Origin of the sequence: Hydrogenophaga sp. 5NK40-0174 (assembly GCF_040372165.1) — a bacterium.
Taxonomy (GTDB): Bacteria; Pseudomonadota; Gammaproteobacteria; order Burkholderiales; family Burkholderiaceae_C; genus Hydrogenophaga.
Window position 1 is genome coordinate 749,952 of the sequence record NZ_BAABWG010000003.1, and the last position, 21,787, is coordinate 771,738.

23 protein-coding genes are annotated in these 21,787 nt (G+C 61.2%); 13 read left to right on the forward strand and 10 right to left on the reverse strand.

Going from position 1 to position 21,787, the window contains the following annotated elements:
* Positions 1-14 precede the first annotated feature (14 nt).
* The 5 genes from ABWV89_RS13195 to ABWV89_RS13215 all read right to left on the reverse strand — a co-directional run bounded on the left by ABWV89_RS13195 (position 15) and on the right by ABWV89_RS13215 (position 3,770).
* Entirely contained in the window at positions 15-380 is a 366-nt protein-coding gene (locus tag ABWV89_RS13195) for a phenol hydroxylase subunit P4 (protein ID WP_353397402.1), read from the reverse strand.
* Positions 377-1,921, reverse strand: coding sequence for an aromatic/alkene/methane monooxygenase hydroxylase/oxygenase subunit alpha (locus ABWV89_RS13200; protein WP_353397404.1), 1,545 nt, complete (start codon positions 1,919-1,921; stop codon positions 377-379). The genes ABWV89_RS13195 and ABWV89_RS13200 overlap by 4 nt, the downstream gene beginning before the upstream one ends.
* Positions 1,922-2,135: 214 nt before the next feature.
* Positions 2,136-2,405, reverse strand: a complete 270-nt coding sequence (locus ABWV89_RS13205) for an MmoB/DmpM family protein (protein WP_353397406.1) — start codon at positions 2,403-2,405, stop codon at positions 2,136-2,138.
* A 66-nt stretch (positions 2,406-2,471) separates the two neighbouring features.
* Positions 2,472-3,473: an aromatic/alkene monooxygenase hydroxylase subunit beta gene (locus ABWV89_RS13210; protein ID WP_353397407.1), complete on the reverse strand. Its 1,002-nt coding sequence runs from the start codon at positions 3,471-3,473 to the stop codon at positions 2,472-2,474.
* Positions 3,474-3,518: 45 nt separating this feature from the next.
* On the reverse strand, positions 3,519-3,770 hold the full coding sequence (locus ABWV89_RS13215; RefSeq protein ID WP_353397409.1) for a phenol hydroxylase subunit: 252 nt from the start codon (positions 3,768-3,770) through the stop codon (positions 3,519-3,521).
* 431 nt (positions 3,771-4,201) lie between these two features.
* Between ABWV89_RS13215 and ABWV89_RS13220 the strand changes: the two genes are divergently transcribed.
* Positions 4,202-5,899 (forward strand): sigma 54-interacting transcriptional regulator, encoded by a 1,698-nt coding sequence (locus ABWV89_RS13220; RefSeq protein ID WP_353397410.1) that lies wholly within the window; start codon positions 4,202-4,204, stop codon positions 5,897-5,899.
* Positions 5,896-6,669, forward strand: coding sequence for a GntR family transcriptional regulator (locus ABWV89_RS13225; RefSeq protein ID WP_353397412.1), 774 nt, complete (start codon positions 5,896-5,898; stop codon positions 6,667-6,669). The genes ABWV89_RS13220 and ABWV89_RS13225 overlap by 4 nt, the downstream gene beginning before the upstream one ends.
* Before the next feature lie 24 nt (positions 6,670-6,693).
* Here the strand turns inward: ABWV89_RS13225 and ABWV89_RS13230 are convergent, their stop codons facing one another.
* Complete coding sequence (locus ABWV89_RS13230; protein WP_353397414.1) at positions 6,694-7,332, reverse strand: MarC family protein; 639 nt, start codon at positions 7,330-7,332, stop codon at positions 6,694-6,696.
* Positions 7,333-7,475: 143 nt separating this feature from the next.
* Between ABWV89_RS13230 and ABWV89_RS13235 the strand changes: the two genes are divergently transcribed.
* A complete protein-coding gene (locus ABWV89_RS13235) occupies positions 7,476-8,183 on the forward strand; it encodes a hypothetical protein (protein ID WP_353397416.1) in 708 nt (235 codons plus the stop codon).
* 37 nt (positions 8,184-8,220) lie between these two features.
* Here the strand turns inward: ABWV89_RS13235 and ABWV89_RS13240 are convergent, their stop codons facing one another.
* Both ABWV89_RS13240 and ABWV89_RS13245 read right to left on the reverse strand, forming a co-directional pair.
* A complete protein-coding gene (locus ABWV89_RS13240) occupies positions 8,221-8,724 on the reverse strand; it encodes a MaoC family dehydratase (protein ID WP_353397418.1) in 504 nt (167 codons plus the stop codon).
* Positions 8,725-8,894: 170 nt separating this feature from the next.
* The gene (locus ABWV89_RS13245) at positions 8,895-9,641 is read right to left on the reverse strand and encodes an SDR family oxidoreductase (RefSeq protein WP_353397420.1); all 747 of its coding nucleotides are present in this window, start codon (positions 9,639-9,641) and stop codon (positions 8,895-8,897) included.
* 220 nt (positions 9,642-9,861) lie between these two features.
* On the opposite strand from ABWV89_RS13245, the gene ABWV89_RS13250 reads away from it, so the two are divergent.
* Positions 9,862-10,545 (forward strand): dienelactone hydrolase family protein, encoded by a 684-nt coding sequence (locus tag ABWV89_RS13250; RefSeq protein ID WP_353397422.1) that lies wholly within the window; start codon positions 9,862-9,864, stop codon positions 10,543-10,545.
* 23 nt (positions 10,546-10,568) lie between these two features.
* Here ABWV89_RS13250 and ABWV89_RS13255 read toward each other — a convergent pair whose 3' ends face one another.
* Both ABWV89_RS13255 and hemB read right to left on the reverse strand, forming a co-directional pair.
* The gene (locus tag ABWV89_RS13255) at positions 10,569-11,690 is read right to left on the reverse strand and encodes a magnesium transporter CorA family protein (RefSeq protein ID WP_353397425.1); all 1,122 of its coding nucleotides are present in this window, start codon (positions 11,688-11,690) and stop codon (positions 10,569-10,571) included.
* A gap of 21 nt (positions 11,691-11,711) precedes the next feature.
* A complete protein-coding gene (hemB, locus tag ABWV89_RS13260; RefSeq protein WP_353397428.1) occupies positions 11,712-12,716 on the reverse strand; it encodes a porphobilinogen synthase in 1,005 nt (334 codons plus the stop codon).
* A 292-nt stretch (positions 12,717-13,008) separates the two neighbouring features.
* Between hemB and ABWV89_RS13265 the strand changes: the two genes are divergently transcribed.
* From ABWV89_RS13265 to fusA, 9 genes are all read left to right on the forward strand, one after another.
* Positions 13,009-14,106 (forward strand): PleD family two-component system response regulator, encoded by a 1,098-nt coding sequence (locus ABWV89_RS13265; protein WP_353397431.1) that lies wholly within the window; start codon positions 13,009-13,011, stop codon positions 14,104-14,106.
* A 315-nt stretch (positions 14,107-14,421) separates the two neighbouring features.
* Positions 14,422-14,850: a CopD family protein gene (locus tag ABWV89_RS13270; protein ID WP_353397434.1), complete on the forward strand. Its 429-nt coding sequence runs from the start codon at positions 14,422-14,424 to the stop codon at positions 14,848-14,850.
* Between the two features lie 29 nt (positions 14,851-14,879).
* A complete protein-coding gene (locus ABWV89_RS13275) occupies positions 14,880-15,980 on the forward strand; it encodes a VanZ family protein (RefSeq protein WP_353397437.1) in 1,101 nt (366 codons plus the stop codon).
* Between the two features lie 17 nt (positions 15,981-15,997).
* Positions 15,998-16,354 (forward strand): (2Fe-2S) ferredoxin domain-containing protein, encoded by a 357-nt coding sequence (locus ABWV89_RS13280; protein WP_353397440.1) that lies wholly within the window; start codon positions 15,998-16,000, stop codon positions 16,352-16,354.
* Positions 16,351-16,974, forward strand: coding sequence for an alpha/beta hydrolase (locus tag ABWV89_RS13285; protein ID WP_353397443.1), 624 nt, complete (start codon positions 16,351-16,353; stop codon positions 16,972-16,974). The genes ABWV89_RS13280 and ABWV89_RS13285 overlap by 4 nt, the downstream gene beginning before the upstream one ends.
* A gap of 114 nt (positions 16,975-17,088) precedes the next feature.
* Positions 17,089-18,234 (forward strand): D-alanyl-D-alanine carboxypeptidase family protein, encoded by a 1,146-nt coding sequence (locus tag ABWV89_RS13290; RefSeq protein WP_353397445.1) that lies wholly within the window; start codon positions 17,089-17,091, stop codon positions 18,232-18,234.
* Between the two features lie 201 nt (positions 18,235-18,435).
* Positions 18,436-18,813, forward strand: coding sequence for a 30S ribosomal protein S12 (rpsL, locus tag ABWV89_RS13295; protein WP_353397448.1), 378 nt, complete (start codon positions 18,436-18,438; stop codon positions 18,811-18,813).
* Between the two features lie 153 nt (positions 18,814-18,966).
* Positions 18,967-19,437 (forward strand): 30S ribosomal protein S7, encoded by a 471-nt coding sequence (gene rpsG, locus ABWV89_RS13300; RefSeq protein WP_353397451.1) that lies wholly within the window; start codon positions 18,967-18,969, stop codon positions 19,435-19,437.
* 108 nt (positions 19,438-19,545) lie between these two features.
* The gene (fusA, locus tag ABWV89_RS13305) at positions 19,546-21,648 is read left to right on the forward strand and encodes an elongation factor G (protein WP_353397454.1); all 2,103 of its coding nucleotides are present in this window, start codon (positions 19,546-19,548) and stop codon (positions 21,646-21,648) included.
* Positions 21,649-21,787: the final 139 nt, after the last annotated feature.

Consider the following 21,787-nt stretch of genomic DNA (forward strand, 5'->3'; position numbering starts at 1 on the left):
AGACAACCCGGTGATCAGTGATGCGAGTTGTTGATGCCCGTGAGACCAGGCGTACGGAAGCGGATCACGTCCTTGTGCTGCAGACCGTTTTCGGCGAGCGACTTGGTCGGGTCCGGCTTCCAGGGCTTGCCGGACTTGAACCACTCGGCCTTGTCCCAATCGATCTTGGCGAAGTCCGGGTGGTAGCCGTAAATGCCAGGCAGCACTGCCGCAGACAGCGCCCCGAAAGGCGTGTCCGGTGGCAGAGGCAGGCAAAACGGTGCGCAGAACATCAGGTGGTCTTCCCAGCCGATGTAGAGCAGCGGTGCAGGAAAGTTCTCCCGTACGTCTTTCATCGGGAAGTCGTACGGGGCTTCAAGGGTGTTGGCAACAACGCTCATTTGGCATCTCCTTTCCACATCGCAAAGTTCTTCTGGTCTTCAGAGCCTTCGAAATCGAAGTTGTCCCGGCCCACGTTCATCTCGTAGTAGTCGAGCACGGCCATCAGCGGGTCGAAACCTTCTGCGGTTGGGTCGGTGCCCGGCTTGAAACAGTTGCCCTGGTAGATCTGGTGCACCGGCAGCCAGCTCTGCACGTATTTCTCCGGCTCGTCGTCGAAGATGTGCTGGCAGTGGTCAGAGCAGAAGTGGTACTTGTTGCCCAGGTAGTCGCTTTCCCGATAGGCGATCTTGGTGGCATCGCCGGGCTCGGTGAAGATCATCGGGATCTGGCAGGTGGTGCACAGCATCGGCAACGTCTTGTTGTAGAAGCGGTTGTCGGCTTGCTGCTGCTCGCGGTAGAACTCGAACAGCGGGCGGTAGTGCTTGTCGAAGCTTTGTGGGTACTTCTCCGAAAGCCAGGCCATCTCGTCATCGCTCGGCATCCAGGTGTGGATGGGGGCAGCGGCGTTGTAGTTGTAGAAGGTGTTCCACGCCTGGTGGCTGATGTGATCCTTGCCTTCGCAGGCGTCTTTCCAGCCGGCGGGCTCGCGGATGCCGTAGCGGGCCAGGTCCTTGAACAAGGCGCCGCCGTTTTGCTCGGCATACATCTCCCAGGCTTCCTTCCAGCTCATCACGCGCTTGGGCAACATGTAGTCCTGCATCATGGCCACGATGGTCAGCAGGCGATAGCCGCGCCAGAACCATTTATCGATCCACTTCTGCACGATCGGCACGTTGGCCTCGTCCTGCTCCAGCATGAACTTGATGCACTCGATGCCCAGCGTCATGTGGCGCGATTCGTCGGACTGTGCCGAGAAGCCAAAGGTCACCGTGCTCATGTCGCCGTTGTGGGCAGCGCCGCTCATGAACGGCACGAACAGCAGGTTGGTCAGCACGTACTCGAACGAGAAGCTCACCGAGGTGAGGAACTCGAACGGGCCAGCCGTCACAGCATCTTCAAAAAAGCTCTTGGGCACAGACAGGTACCACACGCGGTCGAACCAGTGGTTCGAATGGTGCATGCCGTTGAAGTACTTGTTGTAATGGCTGATGGCGTGGGTTTCGGTCTGGTAGTGGCGCAGCTCGTCGATCGACTGCATCTGCGCGGCCACGCGGGCACCTTCACCGGTGAACTGCCGGCCCACGTGGGCAAAACCGCGGTGCGCGTAGTACTCCAGCGGGGTCACGCCCTGGATGAACAGCTTGAGCGCGTTCACATAGCGTGCGTCGGAAATGCCCAGCTGGCCATTGTTCTGCGCGAAGGCATCGATCACGGCGTAGAGCTTCTTCTCCTTTTCACCCTGGTACTTCCAGTAGGCGTCCATGGTCAGGCGGAACGGGTCCTGCCACTGATCCCAGTCGTGAATCTTGATGCCCTCGTAGGTGTCGTACGGGAACACCTTGTCCATGGGTTGATACGTCGTTTCCCAGCCCAGGCCGCGCGTCATTGCCGCATAGCGTTCCTTGAGGCCAAGCTTCTTCTTGCTGACTCGTGTATCCATGAATTTCTCTCCTGTGTGCGGTTCAAAGAACCCGGAAAAATCTGTCGTTACCTGTGGTTTCGGCTGCGGGCCAAACACGCCAACCTCCAGGCTCCCGAAGATCCGGCTTTGCCGGTCCAAGGGAGCGTCCCCTTCCGGCCGAAGGCCAGAGAGGGGGAAGGCGCAAAGCGCCGCAGGGGGTGTAGCCGAATCCAGTGCCGCAGGGGGTGTTTCCCTAGTGCTTCCAGCTCAACGTGAGCTGATCGTCGTCCTCGTCGATATGCCCCGAGAGCGTCACCAGGTTCACGTGGATCTGCTGCAGGTCATACGGCTGGCCGGTTTGCTCTTCAATGGTTTCGCGCTTGATGGTCAGACTGTTGGGCGCGTCGATCTTCACCAGACCGGTCGGGTGGGAGACCACGGCGTTGGGGTTGTCGGCCACGATGGCGTCCACCACAGGGCGGGCTTCTTCGTTGGCCTGAAAGGCAATGAATACGTTGGACATGGTGGTGCGTGTGCTTCCGATGTGTTTGTTGCTGTGTGGGCGTGGGGGCAGGAGGAGCGTTGGCGTTCAGGCGCCGATGTCCAGCCCGGCTTTTTTGGCTCGCTCCTGCAGCGCCTGCCGTGCTTCGCCAATGGCGTCCTTGGCCTTGTCGCCCAGTGCGAGCTGTGCCACTGGCGTGAGGGCCGCTTCTGCACGCTCGCCCCAGTCGCGAACCCAGCCGGAAATCAGCGCGCGGTTCTCGTCTGACTCTGCGGCAGCCGTCTTGATCACGGCATCGATCCAGCGGGAGGTCTCGGCCGCCCACTCGGGCATGAAGGACGTCAGCATGGCCACCGCCGTGCCGCCTTGCAGCGCCACGTGGTCGTCCACGAAGCTGGTGTAGATCAGCGGGTAGAGCTGACCATCGAGCGCGAAGTTTTGTGCCACGAACAGCTCGAACGGGTCTTGCACCACCAGGCTGTCTTCCACCAGGCGGCGCAAACCTTGCCATTCAGGTGCTTCGAGCCAATCGGCCTTGGCGTCGTCCAGCACAGACGGTTCCGCCAGCGTGAGGCCGAGCTTGGTGAGGTATTGCGCGACGCCCAGGTTGTCCATGGCGTGGAACATCGCCGGTGCGGTGAACACGGTGCCATAGCCATAGGCGCAGATGGACGCGTTGTTCATGTTGGCGCCCCAGGCCGCGTGACGCAGCGGCACCAGCACCTTGAGCACTTGCTCGCGCAGCTCGTCGCTCATCATGCTGGCCAGACCTTTCTTCTCCACGAAGGCGAAGTTGGACTCGACACCGTCCTGCTGGCGCGCACGCGTCATGGTCCAGGTGGCGTAGTAAAACTGGCGCGGGTCCTTGAGCGCATACCAGTCTTTCAGCACCACCTTGCTGCGTGCGGGGTCGAACAGCTCGTGCTTCGGGTCCCAGGTTGGCCGGTACTGAAAGTTGGCCGACGGTTGTGCGCCGTAAGTGGCTTCCTGGTAGCGTGAAGCCACCTTGTCGCCACCGATGTGCTCGGCCACGTGCGCATAGGTGTTGCGCAAGGGGGTGATCTCGCGCGATTGCAAATCAATGTTCATTCGCTCTGTCTCCTCTGGGTGATGCCAGGCGTGAGCCCGGTGTGGTCAGCCTTGTGCCGGTTGTTGCTGCGGCTGGTGATTCTGTGGAAGCTGCTCGTCGTCCAGGCGTTGAACGCGGTTGACGCGGCAGAACTCTTCAAACGCTTGTGGCGGCAGAAGCAGTTCCACCGACAGCTCGGGCCAGCCAATGGCGAACTCGAAGCTCACCAGGCCGTCCGGCATGTGTTCGAGCACCTTCACGAAACGCTTCGATGCATCGCAGGGCGGCATGAAGGGTTCAGTTGAAGGGGATGTCATGGTGTGTCTCCTGTCGGTGAAATTGGGCCTGTTCGCATGCCTTCAGCACATGGACAGATAGTGCGAACAGGCCCTTTCCCATCGCAGGTGGCGTGCCAGAACCTGGCGTGAGGGCAAAAAATCTCGATATTTCAGGGATTCCCCTGATAAATGAGCGCCAGGCGAGACGGTGTGTCTCAGGGTTTTCCAGAGGATCGGCGCGCTTTGTGAGCCGTTGTCACCGCTGAGGTGAATCGAGCACATGTTCATTTGGTGAACTGTGCGGAACGGGCTTGATGAAATGATCAAGCCGCGGAGAATTCCGCTTGCGAAGCACGTCACCTGTCTTCAGAATGTCGAGAATCCGGTGCGGCACTTCCCCGTCAGCGACGCGCAACGCAGCTTCGCGGCCGCCTCGGTCCATCGATACAGAGACAAGCACGGAGACAACATTGGGGGCATCCTTGACCTACCCCAGCGACAGCGATTTGCGCCGTCTGCTGCGGTTTGAGCCCGACAGCGGCGCCATCTGGCTGGGTGAGCGGCGCATGGTGCTGCTGCACACGGCAGCTCTGGCGGCATTGCGGCAGGACTTGATCCACTCCGTGGGCAAGGAACATGCGCGACGCTTGCTCACGCGCATGGGCTATGCCTGCGGTTTTCATGACGCCGGGTTTGCGGCCAAGACGCGTGGCAGCAAAGGCCTGGACGACATGTTCATGGTGGGCCCACAGCTGCACATGCTCGAAGGCGCTGCACGTGTGACGCCCGTGCGCATGGAGATCGACGCGGACGCCGGCGAGTTCCTGGGCGAATTCCGCTGGGACGACTCGTGGGAAGCGCACGCGCACCGGCTCGCCTTCGGCATTGCCGAAGAGCCAGCTTGCTGGACGCTGCTGGGCTATGCCAGTGGGTACACCAGCGCGTTCATGGGGCGGCTCATTCTTTTCAAGGAAACCCGCTGCGCCGCTTGTGGCGACAGCCATTGCCATATCGTTGGACGGCCCATCGACCAATGGCCGGACGGTGATGCCCACCGTCACTATTTTGAAGACGACTCCTTGCTGGAAAAGATGGAGGCCTTGAACCAGCAGGTCGAGGCGCTCAAGACATCGCTGGCACCGCGCGTGTCCGGTGGCATGCTGGTGGGACAATCGCCGTCGTTTGCGCGCGCCCACGATTTGCTGCGGCGTGCGGCGGCCACACAGGTGACGGTTTTGCTCACTGGCGAGACCGGCGTGGGCAAGGAGCGCTTTGCCCATGCCTTGCATGAGTTGTCGGATCGGGCCGAGAAACCGTTTGTGGCGGTGAACTGCGCGGCTCTGCCGGCCGAGCTGATCGAGGCCGAACTCTTTGGTGTGGAAAAAGGCGCGTTCACCGGCGCCCACGCCACGCGCTCCGGGCGCTTTGAGCGCGCCGATGGCGGCACCCTGTTTCTGGACGAGGTGGGCGAGCTGCCATTGCCTGCACAGGCCAAACTGCTGCGTGTGCTGCAGGAAGGCGAGATCGAGCGGCTGGGCGCAGAGTCCCACCGCAAGGTGAATGTGCGGCTGGTGGCGGCCACCAATGTGGATCTGGAAAAGGCAGTGGAGCGCGGCACGTTCCGCAAGGATCTGCTCTACCGCCTCAATGTGTACCCCATTTGCATTCCGCCGCTTCGCGACCGACCGGCCGACATCGAGCCCCTGGCGCGTCACCTGCTCGCCCGCTTTGCAGCGGTGCACCACAAGCGCGTCGCCGGCTTCGGCGACCGTGCCATTCAGGCGCTCGTCCACCATCCATGGCCTGGCAACGTGCGTGAACTGGAGAATCTGATTGAACGTGGCGTGATCCTGGCGTCGCAAGGTGGCATGGTGGAGGTGGAGCACCTGTTCCCCAACCACCCGGACACGGCCCATGACGAGATCGATGCCCAAGGTCGCCTGGCGCGTCACGAGCCAACGGGCGATGACAGTCTGTGTGAGCAGATCATCGAGAGCGGCACCCCCATCGCCGAGCTTGAATCCAGAGTGCTTGCTCTTGCGGTGGACAGACATGGCGGCAATCTCTCGGCCGCCGCACGCCATCTGGGTTTGACGCGGGCACAACTGGCCTATCGCCTCAAGCGCGCTGCGGCTGGTGTTGACCCCGCTCAGGAGGGTGCCACATGAGTGCGGATGACGCCACCCTCAATGCCTATCTGCCTGTGGCAGATCAAGGCGCCAGCAGCTCGCCGGCTGCAGACGAAGAAACCCCGCGCACACAGGTCGAACGCGCTTACCGTTCGCTGCGCCACGACATCATCCATGGTGGACGGCTGCCAGGTGAACGCCTGAAGGTGGAGCATCTTCGTCAGGAATATGGCGTGGGTGCCGGCACACTGCGCGAGGCGCTGGCCTTGCTGCTCTCTGATGCACTGGTCACGATGGAGGGGCAGCGCGGCTATCGGGTGGCCCGCATATCACTGCAAGACCTGCGCGACCTGACCGATACCCGCGTCATGCTCGAGACGCATGCCTTGCGCCAGAGCATCCGCCATGGCGATGACCGCTGGGAGGCACAGCTGGTCGCCGCCTTCGAGCAGCTCAGGGTCATCGAATGCGATGACAACGGACTCGACCCCGTCCTGTGGGAGCAGGCCAACCAGAGGTTCCATCACGCCCTTATCGCCAACTGCGGCTCTGCCTGGACGCACCACCTGCTCGGCGTGCTGTATCGGCACGGTGAGCGCTATCGTCATGTGGCCATTCGCCTGGGGGCCGTCTCCAAACTGCACCGCGACGTGCATGTCGAGCACGTCAACATCTACAAGGCAGCTGTTGCGCGACAGGAAGCCCGCGCCGCTCTGGCGCTGGAGTCACATATCCGCCTGACCTGTGAATTGCTGATGGAGCACGCCCAGCGCTTCGACCAGCGCAACGACCTGCCCTCTCGTATCTGATGAAGCGGCCTGCCCCGCGCAGCGTCAGCGCCCGCCAGCCAGAACCGGGAACAGCTTGGTCAGGCCGCCGGCCATCACCTCCACTGCCAAGGCCGCCAGGATCAACCCCATCAGTCGCGTCATCACGTTGATCCCCGTCTGACCCAGCGCCTGGGAGATGGGCCGGGCCATGGAAAAACACAAGGCTGTCGCCAGGCCAACCACCACCCCATAGCCGACCAGAGTGACCTCCTGCAGCACCGTCTTGGCCTGGTTGGCAAAGATCACCACGGTCGACATCGTCGCCGGGCCGGTGAGCAGCGGAATGGTGAGCGGGACCACGGCAATCGACACGCGCGAGTCCGAGTCGTCGACGTTCTCAAGGTTCTCGTTCGAATTGGTCTTGACCTCGGCCGGCCGGGAACTCAGCATGGCCAGCGCCGACGACAGCAGCAACATGCCGCCACCGACCTGAAAGCTGGCCAGCGAAATACCGAAGAAAGACAGAATCTGCAAACCCAGCAAGGCGCTGGTCGCAATCACCACAAAGGCCGAAAAGGCAGAGACCACTACAGTCCGGCGTCGCTGAGCGACCGAAAAGCCCTGGGTGTAGTGAATGAAGAAGGGGACGATGGCTAGCGGGTTGACCACGGCCAGCAGAGTCACAAGAGGCTTGAAATCCATGTCCGCCATTGTGAGGCCAAGAGGGCCGGCCGGCCAGAGGGCTGTCGCTTCCCGCGCGTATGATCGCCACGATGGAGGCAAGCCGTGCCGCAGGGGCGTCGGCCGTCAGTCCCGCCGCCCATCCCGGGCTTGAGGTGAAAAAGATGAAGAAATGGAAGTCATTCACGATGGCGCTGCTGATGGCGTCGCCCTCCGTGTGGTCGGCCGATCCCATGACCGATGCGATGCAAGTCGCTTATGCGCCCTACAGGGCTGCATTGTTCGCCACCAACAGCGGCTCCGCAGCCGAGGCCGGCAAAGCGGTAGAGCAGGGGCAGGCCCAATGGGCAAAGGTGGTCAAGCGTTTCGGCGCCAAACCGGTGGCCCCCTATGACAAAGACCCCGAAGTGGACAGTACGTTCAAGGCGGTCTCGGGTGTTTACGCCAAGGCCAAAGCCGAAGTGCAGGAAGGAAAGCTGGGGCAGGCGCACGAGACACTCGAGCGGATTCGTGACCTTCTGGCGGGACTGCGCGAGCGCAACCAGGTGATCGTCTTCAGCGACCACATGAACGCATACCACGCCGAAATGGAGCACATGATCGTCGAGGGCCCCGTCTGGCTCAAGTCGGAGGACGGCTTGTCCCGGGTACAGTCGCAGACAGGTGTGCTCGCCTACCTGGCTGCGCAACTGGCAGCCAAGGCGCCTGCTGCGCTCTCATCGGACGCGGCATTTGAGCAAGCCCTGGCCGCGGTACAGAAGTCGGTTGCCGATATGGGGCAGGCCAGCGCCAGTGGTGACCGGGCGGCGATCAAAGACGCCATCAAGGGCCTGAAGAAGCCCTACAGCAAGCTGTTCCTGAATTTCGGTTGAGCCATTGCCAGGCCAGGCGGGCGGTCAGACCACGGTCTCAGGCCTGGTCGCCCGGTTTCGCGCCCGGCTCGCGCCGCCGGAACATGCCATAGCCTTCCATGTGCAGCACCTTCTCGTCCCTCTGGTTGAACATCTCCCAGACGGTGCGTACCAGCCCCACATCCGGTCGTTTGCTCATGGGCCGCTTTTCCGTGATGGTGTGCTGCAGACGCAGCACGTCGCCCGGGTAAACCGGCTTGGTCCATTTCAGCGCCTCCAGCCCCGGAGATCCCAGGCTCGAAGTCTCGTGCAGAAAGTTCGTCACCATCAGCCGCATCGCCATCGCGCAAGTGTGCCAGCCGCTGGCACTCAGCCCGCCAAACACCGACGCCTTGCCCGCTTCCTCGTCCAGGTGAAACGGCTGCGGGTCGAACTGACTGGCAAAGGCAATGATCTCCTCCTTGGTCGGCGACATGCTGCCCAGGTCGCGCTTCTGCCCAACGTCCAAGTCTTCCCACCAGATCTTGATGTGTGGGCTTTGTTCAGGAGTGGTGGCTGTCATGAAATTCCTTGTTGGATTGGTCTATTGCTGAGGCATTTGCAGATGCGCACGATCCGGCGCCGGGCCGCCCCAAGCCGGATCAGCCCCCTTGGGGGGCAGCGACCCGTGAAACGGCGGAGCGTGGGGGCCTAGCGTGGGGGCCAACTTTACTAGCGTGGGGGCCAACATCCCTACCGTCCACCACTCACATCCAGCAACGACATCGTCGTATAACTCGCGGCATCCGAGAGCAACCACACAATCGCCTCGGCCACTTCATCGGCAGTACCGCCGCGCTTCATGGGCACCAGGTGCTTCAGGTCATTCACCCGGTCTGGCAATCCGCCCGACGCATGAATCTCGGTTTCGATCAGACCTGGGCGAACGGCATTGACGCGGATGTTGTCCTCTGCCAGTTCGCGCGCCAGGCCAATCGTCAGCGAATCGATCGCTCCCTTGGAGGCTGCGTAATCCACATATTGCCCGCCCGAGCCCAGCCGCGAAGCTGCGCTCGATATGTTCACGATGGCACCGCCGTGCCCACCCAGGGCAGGGCGCATGCGCTTGATCGTTTCGCGGGCGCACAGCATGGAGCCGATCACGTTGATGTCGAACATCCTTCGCCAGCGCTCAACGCTCATGTCTTCCAGCCGGGCAGACACATCCACCACACCGGCGTTGTTGACCAGGCCGTCCAGGCGCCCGAACCGGGTGTCGATGGCTTCAAACATGGCCAGCACCTGCGCTTCATCCGCTACATTCGCCTGAAATCCTTCGGCTTCGCCACCGGCTGCCCGGATGGCAGCGACCACCTCGGCAGCCGCGTCAGCGCGCCCGGCGTAGTTCACGGCCACGCGCCAGCCGTGCCTGGCTGCCAGGGAAGCAGTGGCAGCCCCAATGCCCCGGCTGGCACCGGTGATGAGCAAGACCTTGTTCATGTCACCCCCATGATTCGGTTGAGATTGTGCGCTGGCCTGTCAATGACCGGCCACATCATGTATGGTTTCTCGGACTGTTTCATCGACGGTATCGCATTCGCGGCCGGTTGGTGGGTCGCGCACTGGACGCCCCCGTCCTGGCCAAGGGAAAGTCTCTTGCTGCCACAGGGTCATTTCCCCAGTGTGTTCTTTTTCATTTCAGCCAAGAGGAGTCACAGGCATGGGCAAGTTTGTCGATCTGACGTCGAGCGACGGTTTCACATTTCCGGCCTATGTGGCGGAACCATCTGGCCCTGCCAAAAGCGGCCTGGTGGTGTTGCAGGAGATTTTTGGCGTCAATTCGCACATCCGCGCTGTCGCCGATGGATATGCCGCCGATGGCTACTTGGTGGTGGCCCCTTCGACCTTTCATCGTGCCAAGCAGGGCGTCGAGCTGGGCTACAGCGAAGACGACATGAAGACCGGCTTCGGGCTCAAGACGGCGGTTGAAGAGCTTCCCCCACCCGGGGTGATGGTGGACATCCAGGCCGCCATCAACCATGCGGCGTCAGCCGGCAAGGTGGGCATCGTTGGTTATTGCTGGGGCGGCTTGCTGTCCTGGCGTTCAGCCTGTCAGCTCAAGGGGCTTGCTGCCGCGGTCACGTACTACGGCGGTGGCATGACGGTCGATCCACAGTTGTCCATGCAGGCCCAGGTGCCCGTGCTGTCACATTTCGGCGATCAGGATCACTGGATCACGCTTGACACCGTCGAAGCCTTCCGGCAGGGCCACCCCGACGTGGAAGTGCATGTCTACAAGGCCAACCACGGCTTCAATTGCGACCAGCGCGGCGCCTACAACGCGGAAGCAGCCAAGCTGGCCCGCGAGCGCACCCTGGCCTTCTGGGCAAAGCATCTCGCTTGATCTGATCTGTAGAGCCAGGCCGGTCAACGTCCGGTTCTGGCGAGCAGCCGCTTGCGCCAGAACAGGCCGCCGAGCATCAGGCTGATCATTCCCATGATGGCCAAAGCCCACCAGAACCCTTCGGGCTGGTGAATCCAGGGCAGGAAATCGAAGTTCATGCCGAACACAGCCGCAATCAGGTTCAGCGGCAAGAAGATGGCTGTGATGGACGTGAGCGTTCGCATGATGTCGTTGGTGCGGTTGCTCTGTGCCGAGAAGTGCATCTGGACCGCCGTCTCGGCGCTTTGCTCCAGCCGGTGCACATGGTGAATCACGCGCTCGATGTGTTCCAGCACATCACGGCTGCGCACCTTGAGCAGTTCCAGCCCCCGGTGTCCACCAAAGTGTTCGCTGTGCCCCTCGACCACCTCCCAGCCGGCCAGCGATTCAATCCAGTCCTGCACGGCCGCACGCTGGTCTTCGCCGATCTCGATCAGCTGGTGAAGAATGATGCGGGCATCCAGCAATGATTTCCAGTTGTTGAAACGCGAGTTGGCCTTGAGCAATTCCGATTGCCAATGGTCGAGCTGCTTGGTCAGCTCGCGCCGCAACTCCAGATAGCCGTCCACCATCAGGTTGACCAGCCGCAGCATCAGGTCCGCCGGGCTGGTTGGTATCTGGTTGATGTTGCCCCGTGTCGGGTGGTTGGCTGCGTTGAGCAATCGATTGGCATACTGGTTGAGCACCGCACTGCCAGCGGGATGCACGCTGATGAGCACGCGGTCGAACACCGCAAAACCCACCGGGCTGGTGTCGATGCGCCGAAGCACCGGAGGGCCGCCACGCCGCTGGAGCTCGGAAGGGTCCCGGGGGGCCAGTACCTGATCCGTATCGCCATCGCTGGCGGCCAGCCGTCTGAACACCAGCACGTCGTACTCGGATGTGTAGTCGAAGGTGGATGGCAGATGCCCGTTGAGCAAGTCCGCTACATGGGGCTCCAGCAGTGTGGTGCCGCAACTGCGAAGCAGGAACTGCTGCAGCGCCTCAAGCTCCACCTCCAGTTCCCGGCGTCCGCACGCCACCCACACAAAGCCATTGTCCGGCACGGCTTCAGGCAAATCTGCCGATTCCTGGATCTGGCCTCCGCCGAGTTTGAACACCCGCATGTTGGTTGACCGTGTGCGTTGTCAGGCGTCGCGCAGCAGCCGGGCTGCGTCACGGGAAAAATAGGTCAGGATGCCATCGGCGCCTGCCCGCTTGAAAGCCAGCAGGCTCTCCATCATCACGGCGTCATGGTCGAGCCAGCCGTTTTGCGCCGCCGCCTTGAGCATCGCGTATTCGCCACTGACCTGGTAGGCAAAGGTCGGCATGCGGAACTCATCTTTCACGCGCCGCACGATATCCAGATACGGCATGCCAGGCTTGACCATCACCATGTCGGCGCCCTCGGCGATGTCCAGCGCCACTTCGCGCAGGGCTTCGTCGCTGTTGCCCGGGTCCATCTGGTAGACCTTCTTGTCGGCCTTGCCCAGGTTGGCTGCCGAGCCCACCGCATCGCGGAACGGGCCGTAGAAGGCGCTGGCGTACTTGGCGCTGTAGCCCATGATGCGGGTGTTGACTTGGCCGCTGGCTTCCAGTGCCTGCCGGATGGCGCCGATGCGGCCATCCATCATGTCGCTCGGCGCCACAATGTCCACGCCAGCCTCGGCTTGCGTCTGGGCTTGGCGCACCAGAATCTCTACCGTCGGGTCATTCAGGATGTAGTTGGACTCGTCGAGTACGCCATCCTGGCCGTGGCTGGTGTAGGGATCCAGCGCCACGTCGGTCATCACTCCCAGCTGCGGAAAACGTTGTTTCAACGCACGTACCACCCGTGGCACCAAACCGTCCGGGTTGGTCGCCTCCTGTCCGTCCGGAGTCTTCAGCGACTGGTCGATCACAGGAAACAGGGCCATGACTGGAATGCCCAGCTTCACGCAGTCTTCTGCCACGGGTAGCAGCAAGTCCAGGCTCAGGCGCTCCACGCCCGGCATGGATGCCACCGCTTCCTGGCGCTTTTCTCCATCCAGCACAAAGACCGGGTAAATAAAGTCCGCTGGTGACAGCCGGTGTTCGCGGACCAGATCGCGTGTGAAAGTGTCACGCCGAAGGCGGCGGGGGCGGGAGAGGGGGAACGGGGCAGGCGTTTGCATGGTCGTATTTTGTCAGGGCTGACAGGGAGCTCGTGTGAATGTCCTCAATTGCAGGCATGGTTGGACGTACGGTCGATTGTCATGCCCACGGCTGGGTGTGATGATATGCAACAGATTGAAAATGCGCCCGGAATGTGTTGAACTCAACCCCGTGGCAGTAAGACGATGGTATTTGTTTGCGCAGTCCGAGTCGGAGCAAACCTGCGCTTGCGCCACTTTGAGAGCTTCCACTGCAAAGGCAGCCGGCTGTCTGTAGTCACACAGCCGCTTCTGACAAACCGCGAGATACGACATGCCTACACAACAGAACAAAACCTCCACCTCTGACGCGGACAACTGGACGCTGGACCAGCATTGGCCCGAGCTCGTTTCCGGCTTTTCCGAACAGGTCACCGAGAGCATCAGCTTCTTGCAACACCAGCTCGACCAACTGGTGCAAAAAGGAAAACTCGGCCGAAACGAGCATCGCTCGCTGACGGTGACTGCCGAGCGCCTCAAGCTCGCGGGCGTCAGTGCCCAGCAGGTGGTCCGTTTCTACAGCGGCAAGATCCGCCAGTCGCACGAGAAAGTGAACATGGCCGACCTGGTCGAGGGTGTGTTGCAGGATCGCAAGCGCGAGCTCGCCATTCTGGGCATTGCCCTGCGGCGCAAGCTCAAACCGATCGAAGTGCTGATCGACCCGACCGTGGCACACACGTTTGTCAACACGCTGCTCGACTGGGCGCTGCCATATGGAGACCGGGTCGACGTGCGCATCGACCTCAACGACTGGCCTCAGCATGCCCGCTTCATGGTGCGCGTCTCCAACGACGGCACGCCACCGTCGTCCGACCACAACTACGACAATCTCAGCTGGATGCTGCTGCGCCAGATCGCCCAGACGGGTGGGGGCATCGAACTCAAGCGCGAGATCAAGGGTGACTTCATGGTGGTGACCGCCATGTTCCAGCGCACCGTGCAGGCGGTGGATGGCATTTCTGCCATTGACCTGGGGGATGACCAGTCTTCCATGTTCAAGTCGCTGGCCGGCAACTATGTGCTGACCATTTCACCGAGCCTGCAGATCCGCTCCGATGTGCGTGAAGCCCTGCGCGAAATCGGTATCACCTCGGACAGCGTCATGGACTTCGAGCAGGCACGCGATGCCATCCATTCACGAATGCCTAATCTTATTGTTCTGGATGCCGAACTCAAGGGTGACGCCTTCAATCGCTTCCGTGATGAGCTGTTGAAGGAAGTTTTCGAGTTTCCGTTTGTAGAAATTTCACCGGACGACAGCTCGTTCGATATGTCCGGATTTGGCGAATTCTCGATGGCAAAAGTCGGGAGAGGCAATATCCGCGAGGCTTTGGGCACAGCCGTGATGTTCGAGCTAGCCAAAGTGATGTGAAATATTTCCCAATAACACGGAAAATGAAAACACTGGTTTTACACCCTGTCAGATCTGACAGGTTGGGTGTGCACAGATCACAAAATATGCTGTAACATCCGTCCTGAGCTATCCGTTTGGAGACGCTCCCCGCTTTTCCTCCCTGAGCGGGTGCCTTAGTGTGTGACAGCAAAAAGGCTTGAAACCCGACCCCCCTGGGGTCGGGTCTTTTTTTGCCTGCGCATTTGGTACTTCCTCGTATCGCCGGGATGCACGGCACCGCTTCACGCACACACTTTCCCTTGAGCAGGCCCAGACTGCCGCTACACTGCCCGCATGCTCTGGGTCAAAGCCTTTCACATCGTCTTCATTGCCAGCTGGTTCGCTGGCCTGTTCTATTTGCCGCGCATCTTCGTCAATCTGGCCATGGTTCCGCCGGGGAGCGAAGCCGAGCGTCAGCGCCTGCTGCTCATGTCGAAGAAGCTCTTTCGCTTCATGACCATGCTGGCAGTGCCGGCCCTGGGACTGGGCCTTTGGCTGTGGCTGGGATATGGCATCGGCACGGGCTCCGGCAATGGCTGGATGCACGCCAAACTGCTGGTGGTGGTCCTGCTCCTTGGCTACCACCACGCCTGCTGGCTGCTGCTCAAGAAATTTGAGCGCAGCGAAAACCGCCGGTCCCACGTCTGGTTTCGCTGGTTCAATGAAGCCCCGGTGATCCTCATGGTGGTGGCGGTCCTGCTGGTGGTCATCAAGCCTTTCTGAGGCTGCGGGGCAGCGGCATCACCGTCGTCATGGTGCAGCGAACTTCCTCATGGGCACTGGCGGCATTGTTCGCCTTGCTGATCGCCTACGCCAGCCTGTATCCGTTCAGTGGCTGGCGCCTGCATCCGCAGCTGGACCCCTTGTCCTACCTTTGGCTGCCTTGGCCGCGCTACTGGACGGGCTTCGATCTCGTCGCCAACCTCCTGGGCTATGCCCCGCTGGGCTTTTTGCTGGCGTTGGGCGCCATGCGAGATCGCGTCGGCCGTGGGGGTGTGGCGCTGGCACTGCTGGCGCCGGCGGTCTATTCGCTTCTGATTGAGACCACGCAGAACTTTCTCCCCATGCGGGTTCCGTCCAATGTGGATCTGGGCCTGAATGCAGCTGGCGGCACCATGGGGGCATTCACTGCCATGCTGCTCGAGCGCATGGGAGGCTTGCAGCGCTGGTCTGCGTTTCGTGCAGCCTGGTTCCATCCAACGGCCCGCGCATCGCTGATCCTGCTCGCCTTGTGGCCCGTTGCCTTGCTCTATCCGACCTCGATTCCGTTCGCGCTCGGGCAGGTGGCGCGACGCATCGAAGCGGGGTTGGCCGACATGCTGGCGGGAACGCCGTTTCTGGCGTGGCTGCCGGCTGCGCCGGTGGGCGCGCAGATGAGCCAGATGACCGAATCCATCTGCGTCGGCCTGGGGCTGTGGGTCCCCGTGTGCCTGGGATATGCCGACATTCCCAGCGTCTGGCGCCGGCTGGTGTTCGCGCACGTGGTGCTGGCCCTCGGGCTGGCAGCGGTGAGCCTGTCCACGGCATTGAGTCTTGGTCCGGAGCATGCATGGTCCTGGCTGTCGCCGCCTGCGTTGCTGGGTTTTGCCATGGCCTGGCTGTTGTCCATGGGGGCGTTGGCTGCCGGGCGTCGTCTGGCTATTGTCTTCATGTTGCTGGCGCTGGCTGTCACGCTCAGCCTCATCAACCAGGCAGGATTCAGCCCTTACCTGGCGCAGAGCGTGGAAGTCTGGGAGCAAGGCCGCTTCATCCGGTTCTACGGTCTCTCCCAGTGGCTGGGCGCGCTCTGGCCGTTCGTTGCCCTTGTCTTTGGTGTGTTCTTGCTGGGGCGTCCGGGGGCGCCGCGAGCCTGAACTCCTACAATCGGCACATGGCTGACAAAGACACCCATCCGCAAAACGCCTCGTATTACGAGCGTCATATCTTCTTTTGCCTCAATCAGCGCGCCAATGGCGAAGCCTGTTGTGCGGATCACCGCGCCCAGGAGGCGTTTGACCGCTGCAAATCCCAGGCCAAATCCATGGGCCTGCTTGGCAAAGGGAAGGTGCGTGTCAACAAGGCGGGATGCCTCGATCGCTGTGCCGGAGGCCCGATCGCCGTGGTCTACCCGGAAGCGGTCTGGTACACCTTTGTCGACGAGTCCGATATCGACGAAATCGTCACCTCCCATCTTCGAGACGGCAAAGTAGTCGATCGTCTGGTCACGCCACCAGACGTGGGCCGATGAGAGCCCATACGGAGAAGCGCACGGTCGCAGGCCCGGCAGGCAGCATTGAAGTTGCTTTGGATTCGCCGGACGGAGCCGCCCGCGCCACCGCCGTGATCGCTCACCCGCACCCGGTGTATGGCGGCACCATGGACAACAAGGTCGTCCAGACGATCGCCAGGGCCGCTGTTGCAGAGGGATTGAAAGCAGTTCGTTTCAATTTCCGGGGTGTGGGCGCCAGCGCTGGCGAGTACGATGAGGGGCGTGGCGAGATCGACGACATGCTGGCCGTGATCAATGCCTGCGCCGCCGAAGGTCCCCTCGTCCTGGCGGGCTTCTCTTTCGGGGCTTTCGTCACCAGTCATGTCATCGAGCGACTGCACACACATCGCGCGATCGGCCAGGTGGTACTGGTGGGGCCGGCGACCAGCCGCTTCGATGTGGCGGACATTCCCGAGGAACTCCACGAGCGCACGCTGATCATTCACGGCGAGCGCGACGACGTGGTCGAACTCTCCAGTACCATGGACTGGGCCCGTTCGCAGTCATTGCCCGTGCTGGTGGTGCCCGATGTCGGTCATTTCTTTCACGGTCAGCTGAACCTGCTCAAGGCAGTGGTCGCTCGTCACCTGAGGGCATGAGCATGCCGGTCAGCCCTGGCTTTTCATGAGGCCAGTCGGCGTGTCTGGCGCTTTTCAAACAATTTCATCCGTTCAAAAGGAACCGTCTTGTTCAAGAAATGGTTAGCGGTTGCATTGGCAACCTTGTTCGTCAGTCTGCAGGTCCATGCCGTGGTGCCGCAGCCGCCGGAAGTGGCGGCCAAGGCCTACATGCTGATCGATGTCACCTCGGGTCAGGTTCTGGCCTCCCGTGACCCGGACAAGCTGGTCGAGCCCGCCTCCCTGACCAAGCTGATGACCGCGTACATCGTGTTCGATGCGCTGCGATCGGGCAAGATCAAGCTCGACCAGACCTTCGAGGTCAGCGAGCGGGCCTGGAAGATGCCGGGCTCCCGCATGTTCATCGAGCCCAAGATGCAGATTCCGGTGGAAGACCTGCTCAAGGGCATGATCGTCCAGTCCGGAAACGACGCCACGGTGGCGCTGGCCGAAGGGGTTGGCGGCAGTGTCGAGCGCTTTGTGGGCCTGATGAACGAGCAGGCCAAAGTGCTTGGCATGAGCGACACCAGCTACAAGAACCCGGAAGGCCTGACAGCTCCGGGACACATCACCTCTGCCCGGGATCTGGTCAAGCTCTCGCTCAGGCTCATGAAGGACTTTCCGGAGTACGTCGGCTTCTACGCCATTCAGCGCTACCGCTACCCCGGCACGCCGGCAGCCAACGACACCAACCGCAACATGCTGTTGTTTCGCGACCCCACGGTCGATGGCCTCAAGACGGGCCACACCAGCGCGGCGGGCTACTGCCTGGTGGCCACGGCCGCACGGGAGGTGCCTTCACTGGGCGCAGGGGCCGAAAACAAGCGCCGCTTGCTGAGCGTGCTGCTGGGCGCAGCCAGCGAAAATGCCCGGGCGGCTGAGAGTCAGAAACTGCTGAACTGGGGCTACACCGCTTATGACGCCGTGCGCCTGTTTGGCCCGGGGCAGCCGGCATCGACGCCGCGTGTCTGGAAAGGCAAGTCCGATACCGTCAACCTGGGGTTGACCGAAGGGGTGGTGGTCAGCGTCCCGGCGGGCGAGGGGGCCAGTCTCAAGACCGAGGTGGCGCGTCCGGATCCCCTGGTGGCGCCCTTGCAAAAGGGGCAGATGCTGGGAACCCTGCGCGTCAAGCTGGGTGACGGTACGCCAGTGACAGAGATTCCACTGCAAGTGCTCGAGACCGTCGAAGAGTCGGGCGTCTTTGGCCGCGCCTGGGACGCACTGCGCCTCTGGATTCAGTAAGTTCAGGTGCGGCAACCATTTGAACGCGGGCGTCTGGCTGACAGCGTTTACTCACTTTTCTGCCATTCGTCGCCGTGCATTCGCAGCTATTGTGCGGCTGCAGCACAAGTGATACAGTAGAGGGCTTTTCGGAATTTTCCGAAGGGATTTCTTTTTTCGCATTTTTTCTAACGTTTAGGGACGTTAAGCAAAGAGGTTTTTATGCCAACCATCAACCAACTCGTGCGCCAGGGTCGTGCGGTCGAAAAGATCGCTTCGAAGAGCCCGGCCATGGAAAACTGCCCGCAGCGTCGTGGCGTGTGCACCCGTGTGTACACCACGACGCCCAAGAAGCCAAACTCCGCTCTGCGTAAGGTCGCCAAGGTTCGCCTGACCAACGGATTCGAAGTCATCTCCTACATCGGCGGTGAAGGCCACAACCTCCAGGAACACAGCGTTGTGCTGGTTCGTGGCGGCCGTGTGAAAGACCTTCCCGGTGTTCGCTACCACATCGTCCGTGGTTCGCTGGACCTGCAAGGCGTGAAAGACCGCAAGCAGGCGCGCTCCAAGTACGGTGCCAAGCGTCCCAAGAAAGCCTAATTTTCATCAACACATTCGGGGTTTGTTGCCGTCTGGCTGGCGGTGCAAACGAAGTGACCCAGGTTCCGTCAGTCGGACGGGTCGAGTAAGTGAGGGTTCCCAATGTCCCTCGAGGTGTCGAAAGACGCCAACTGAAGCAAATAGAGGTAAACAATGCCACGTCGTCGCGAAGTCCCTAAACGTGAAATCCTGCCGGATCCAAAGTTCGGCAATGTCGAGCTCGCCAAATTCATGAACGTGATCATGTTCGGCGGCAAGAAAGCAGTAGCCGAGCGCATCGTGTACGGTGCCCTCGACCAGATCGAGCAAAAGTCCGGCAAGGACCCGCTCGAGGTGTTCACCACCGCCATCAACAACGTCAAGCCGATGGTCGAGGTCAAGTCCCGCCGCGTCGGTGGTGCCAACTACCAGGTGCCAGTTGAGGTTCGTCCCATCCGTCGTCTGGCTCTGTCCATGCGCTGGATCAAGGAAGCGGCCAAGAAGCGCAGCGAGAAGTCCATGGCCCAGCGCCTGGCCAACGAGCTGATGGAGGCCACCGAAGGTCGTGGCGGCGCCATGAAGCGCCGCGACGAAGTGCACCGCATGGCCGAAGCCAACCGCGCCTTCAGCCACTTCCGTTTCTAATTTTTCGTCTCAACGCCTGTTGTTGGGTGTGCCCCGCCTCGGCGGGGCTTGGCCGTTTGGCCGTTACATCCTGCACCGGGCGTGCCGTACATCTACCAAGGAATCACCATGGCACGTACCACGCCTCTTGAGCGCTACCGCAACATCGGTATCTCGGCGCACATCGACGCCGGCAAGACCACGACCACCGAGCGCATCCTGTTCTACACGGGTGTGAACCACAAGATCGGTGAAGTGCACGACGGCGCCGCCACCATGGACTGGATGGAGCAGGAACAGGAGCGTGGCATCACGATTACCTCCGCTGCCACCACCTGCTTCTGGAAAGGCATGGAGCTCAACTACCCTGAGCACCGCTTCAACATCATTGACACCCCCGGCCACGTGGACTTCACCATCGAGGTGGAGCGTTCCATGCGCGTGCTCGACGGCGCCTGCATGGTCTACTGCGCAGTGGGCGGTGTTCAGCCTCAGTCCGAAACTGTCTGGCGTCAAGCCAACAAGTACAAGGTGCCACGTCTGGCCTTCGTGAACAAGATGGACCGTACCGGTGCCAACTTCTTCAAGGTCGTTGACCAGATCAAACTGCGCCTGAAGGGCAACCCTGTGCCCGTGGTCATTCCAATCGGCGCAGAAGAGAACTTCAAGGGCGTGGTCGACCTCATCAAGATGAAAGCCATCATCTGGGACGAGGAAACCCACGGCACCAAGTTCGACTACGTCGACATTCCTGCCGAGCTGGCCGACCAGGCTGCCGAGTGGCGCGAGAAAATGGTGGAAGCCGCTGCTGAAGCCAACGAAGAGTTGATGAACAAGTACCTGGAAGAGGGTGATCTCTCCGAGGACGACATCAAGCTGGGCATCCGCACCCGCACCATCGCTGTTGAAATCCAGCCAATGCTGTGCGGCACCGCTTTCAAGAACAAGGGTGTGCAGCGCATGCTGGACGCCGTGATCGACTTCCTGCCTTCCCCGGTGGACATCCCTCCAGTGGGTGGCACCGACGAAGACGAAAAGGAAGTGACCCGCAAGGCCGACGACGGCGAGAAGGTTTCCGCTCTGGCATTCAAGCTGATGACCGATCCGTTCGTGGGTCAGCTGACCTTTGTCCGTGTGTATTCCGGCGTCCTCAAGAAGGGCGATACCGTCTACAACCCGATCAAGGGCAAGAAAGAGCGTATCGGCCGTATCGTTCAGATGCACGCCAACACCCGTCAGGAAGTCGAAGAAATTCGCGCTGGCGACATCGCCGCCTGCGTGGGCCTGAAGGAAGTGACCACCGGTGAAACCCTGTGCGATCCGTCCGCCATCATCACGCTCGAGAAGATGGTCTTCCCTGAGCCTGTGATTTCCCAGGCGGTGGAGCCAAAGTCCAAGGCCGACCAGGAAAAAATGGGTCTGGCACTGGGCCGTCTGGCTGCAGAAGATCCTTCTTTCCGCGTTCAGACCGACGAAGAATCCGGCCAGACCATCATCTCCGGCATGGGCGAGCTGCACCTCGAGATCATCGTTGACCGCATGAAGCGCGAGTTCAACGTCGAGGCCAACATCGGCAAGCCACAGGTGGCCTACCGCGAAACCATTCGTGGCACCGTGGAAGAAGCCGAAGGCAAGTTCGTTCGCCAGTCCGGTGGTAAGGGCCAATACGGCCACGTGGTCTTCAAGATCGAGCCACAGGAAGCCGGCAAGGGCTTCGAGTTTGTCGACGCCATCAAGGGTGGTGTGGTGCCTCGCGAATACATCCCTGCCGTTGGCAAGGGTGTGGAAGAAGCACTGAACACCGGTGTTCTGGCTGGCTACCCGGTTGTGGACGTCAAAGTCACGCTGCACTTCGGTTCGTACCACGACGTGGACTCTTCCGAGCAGGCCTTCAAGATGGCTGCCATCTTCGGCTTCAAGGAAGGCTGCCGCAAGGCTCAGCCCGTCATCCTCGAGCCCATGATGGCCGTGGAAGTCGAAACGCCTGAAGAGTACGCAGGTAACGTGATGGGTGACCTCTCTTCCCGCCGTGGCATGGTCCAGGGCATGGAAGACATGGTTGGCGGCGGCAAGGCCATCAAGGCCGAGGTGCCACTGTCCGAGATGTTCGGTTACTCCACCACGCTGCGCTCCATGTCGCAAGGTCGTGCTACCTACACGATGGAATTCAAGCACTACAGCGAAGCTCCTCGCAACGTGCAGGAAGCCATCGTCGCAGCGCGCGCCAAGTGATCACCAGGAGCCGCGCCTTCGGGCGTGGCTCCTCTCCATTTGTCTTCGGCAGCCCTGCGGGGTTGGTTTGTTGCCCGTGACGAACCTTTGCCGGAGACGTTAAACAAACACGGGCTTTGTTCTTTTAGAGGAAATTTGC